General features: G+C 46.5%; 1 pseudogene. It reads right to left on the reverse strand.

The features are described 5' to 3' along the window. Window positions 1–260 (reverse strand): annotated as a pseudogene (locus tag BHE89_RS02220) (hypothetical protein); the annotation flags it as partial.

Raw genomic sequence — 260 nt, forward strand, 5'->3', positions numbered from 1 at the left:
AAATCAGCACGGGCATTGGCTACCCGTTCGTGTACACCTGCAAGCTGTATTCGGGCTTTACGGCGATTAGCACTCCCCAGTGTGATACTTTTCAGCGCCCCCGTCATTTCACGATGTAAACGCGCTTCAATCGGTGCGATTTTCGGGATTTTTATCGCGCCATCAATGACTTTGATCCCGACACAATGATAGCTAGATTGTCTGCCATGCTTACTTTTAAACGTGGGAAAACGGGCTTTTAGTTTCGGATTAAAAAAGTT

Origin of the sequence: Shigella sp. FC1967, assembly GCF_001743005.1 — a bacterium.
In the GTDB taxonomy this organism is placed as follows: domain Bacteria; phylum Pseudomonadota; class Gammaproteobacteria; order Enterobacterales; family Enterobacteriaceae; genus Proteus.